Origin of the sequence: Rhodococcus sp. T7, from assembly GCF_009872365.1 — a bacterium.
In the GTDB taxonomy this organism is placed as follows: domain Bacteria; phylum Actinomycetota; class Actinomycetes; order Mycobacteriales; family Mycobacteriaceae; genus Rhodococcus_F.
In genome coordinates, this window is sequence record NZ_WXYH01000389.1 from 499,710 (window position 1) to 503,015 (window position 3,306).

Annotated in this window: 1 protein-coding gene and 1 pseudogene; both read right to left on the reverse strand. The window is 64.2% G+C overall.

The window, feature by feature from the left end:
* On the reverse strand, window positions 1–902 hold a 902-nt coding region (locus MLGJGCBP_RS46370), incomplete at its 3' end, for a hypothetical protein (RefSeq protein ID WP_201453371.1).
* Window positions 903–2,604: 1,702 nt separating this feature from the next.
* Window positions 2,605–3,306: pseudogene (locus MLGJGCBP_RS46375) on the reverse strand (hypothetical protein); the annotation flags it as partial.

A 3,306-nucleotide genomic window follows, 5' to 3' on the forward strand; every position in this document is an offset into this window, starting at 1 on the left:
TGACGGTGGGTGCGGACGAACCCGGCCACCCCGTGCTGCGGGGCGCCCAGAGCGACCGTGATCGGTTGGTCCCACTTCTCGACCGCCGTGGTCCATCCCGACACGTCGGCGTGCGCGTTACCGCCGAGCGGGAGCCATGCCCACACGGTGCGTTCGTCACGGGGTTCGAACAACGGCCGTTCGTGGCAGTCGAGGTGCTCGGCGAGTGCGGTGACCGCACGCTCGAAGGCGGGGAGGTCGTGGGCAGTGCCGCCGGGTTCGATCCACGCGATGAGGCCCAGGTGGAATTGGTCGAGTTGATATCCGAGGGTGGACTCGGCGGCCGTCACGTCGACGGGGCGGCCGTCGAGGAGGTCGCCGATCCGAGCGGACCGGGCGGTACTGCGGTGGCGGAGCCACGTCTCGTATTCGAGTTCGTAGGTGTCGAGCATCTGTTCGTAGAGGCCGTCGATCTGAGTGGACAGTCGCGTCATGATCTCCACCGCAGCCTGCGCGACGACGGCCGGATCGGTGCCGAGTGTCTCGAGTTGTTCCAGGCACCAGCGCAAAATCGTGTTGTGTGTCAGTCGGTAGCCGCGGTCGAGAACGGTGATGGGAAGGCCACGTTGAGCGAGTACGCGGGCGTACTCGGACATTGCGGTCGGCATCGGCTCGGTGTCGCGGTCGTGTTCGAGCATCGCCAGGCTCAGTGACGTTGCGGCCTCCGCGCACGCGGTGAGAAGTTGTACGAGGTGGAGGTCGGTGGTGACTTCGTCGATCTCGGAGATCGTGCGCGTGATCATTTCTTCTGCGATGTCGACGCTGCGGGCGTTCGTTGCGGCGTAGACGGTGGCCACGAGTGTTCGAACTGCGGACCGCTGATCGGTGTCGGACGAGGCGCCGTCGTTGTCGAGTCTTGTCATTCTCCGAGTACTCACCCCTAGAGCTAGCTCCACGAGCGTACCGCCGGAGCGGAACGAAGATCTTCGCGACAGTGCGGCCGCGTCGCCGTGCCCGAATCCGTCACACGTGGGTGGCAATGGGTACGGAGTGAGTGCCCAGCTGCCGATCTCATATAGCCGTGGTCGGCGCGAACGGCAACACCCAGCGGTTCTGATGCAGTGATGCGGTGCACGATGTCGTCGAGTAGTTGCTGAGCCGCGGCCGGTGTTGCTCCGAACTCGACCAGCGAGGCGAGGCGGATCAGATCCTGCCAAGTGACGCGGTGGGAGTCCGGTGTGCCGGCTCGCCGACAGGAGAGGATGCGAAGGTGGAGGCGGGCCTGTAGGCCGAGGCGCCCCGCCGCCGTGAGCACGAGTTCTTCCCATGCGAGATAACCGAAGGGATCATCCGGTGATGGTGGTTCGGGCAGCAGTTCTGCGATTCGTCGGGCCAAGGTGGTGAAGTGGGCAATCTGTTCCACTTGGACTCCTCTACTAAAATGTAATCCCGGTCACACTGGACGTTATTGGTCTGCCACCAGCATTCCAATGGACCACCAGCCCACAGATTCGTTGTTCCTATTGGGCTGTGGGTACAACTCCGCTGATATCTGTGGGTTAGTGCTGTATAGAAATGCTCCCGCAGTATCTTCCGAGAAACCGGCTGTCACGCTTTTGCACTGCAAAGCGGGCGCTCGCGATGATGGTCCAGCTCTTCCAGGCTCGAACACCCGGTCGCGACATTGCGAGGAGGCCACGGAAAACCCGTCCCGAGCGCAGACGCCGGTGCTCGGTAGGTGGTGGATGGAGTGATGGGATGGATTGATCGAGTGCGTGGGTCGCTGAGCATTCGACGAGCAGGTGTACGGAGTTTCGAATTCGGTAGTCGTCGAAGCGGTGGTGGTATTGCTGGATCAAGTGTCCACGCACTACTTCGATGTGCTGCCGTTCGGTCACGTCCATGACCGAAATTGAGGTCGCGGGGGTGGGGAGCAGGTCGCCTGGTCCTACTAGCCGGAACACGGCGGACTCGAGAGCAATGCTTGTGGTGGCGTTGCAGGCGGTCCCCGCAGAAGGCAACCACGGTGAGACATCGACGAGCTCGGTACCGCAAGTTGTGCCCCGGCTCGAGCGAGCCCGCAGAGCTAGCTCGCGCCCCATTCCTGCGCCGGATCCTGGTATTGCGACCACACGGCCCTCGACATAGCCCAGGTATTCCTCTCACTGGGCGGCCGTAACTGCGGTTGACACGTAACGGACTCCACCCAAATCGCGGTGTGGGCATTTGCCGGAAACGGTCAGTTTCAGGTGCCGTTGACATGTAGGAAACGGACACGAACGCGGTGGCCGAGTTGGTGAGTCCTCCCCGTGGACAAGGGCCGGGGGCCGTTCCGGCTGTCGTTGGTTCGATGTCTGACGCGATGTGGAGCTTGTTGCTCATGAAGTAGGGCGCAAACAGTCCGACGTCGCGCAGACATTGGTGCGTTCGGTGGCGTCGATACCCCAAATCCGTCTCGTCGAGATGTCATGCCCGGTCTCCCTGTCGTTGATGCGGGGAGCGGGGACCGGGGCCTGCGGTTCGTCCACCCGAGCCGCAGGCACTGGGTCCACGCCCGTCGCCTTCCGTGAGGTTCTGCCGATGGGGCGAGGTTCTCGGATTTCAGGTGTCGACTCAACCCCCCGTTCAGCGTGGAACGACTGCCTTGCCCAGCTCCTCCCAGCGCTCGCGTACGGCGTCGACGATCTCGGCGTCGGCCAGCCACTCGGGAGAGCGCAGCAGCTGGGTGGTCTCGCGGTACCGGACGTAGCGCTCCGGGTCGAGCGCCATGTAGGCGGCGAGCCGGTCGGAGAAGTCCGACGAGGTCGGATCGACCTCCTGAGCGACGCCGTCGATCGTGTACTCCACACCGGGAATGCGGTGGTCGAGGGTGTTCGACGAGGTCCAGCAGTACTTGATCAGGGCATCGGCCTTGGCGTAGTACCGCCCCGCCAGTCCGGTCAGCTCATCGGTGCGCTCGGTCAGGTGAGCGGCCAGCTCGGTGCGCAGGTCCGAGGCCTCCAGTGCGGCGGCAGTCATTCCCTGCCCGTAGACGGGGTTGAAGCCCATCCAGGCGTCACCGAGGGCGAGAAAGCATTCGGGCCGCTCCGGCTGGCCGGCGAAGTCGCGAAGCCGGCTGCGGGTATCGCGCCACATCGAGATCTTCTCGGGGAACGTCACCTGCGACAGCGCCTTGTCCAGTTCGGGCACGCCGATGCTCGAGATGAAGTCGCGCAGCTTCTCCTCGGTCCGGGGCGGGTGGTCACCGGCGGAGCCCTGAGCGGTCAGGATCCAGCGGCGCTCGCCCTCGACGACCCACATCGCCATTGCCCGGGACGCCGATTCGGG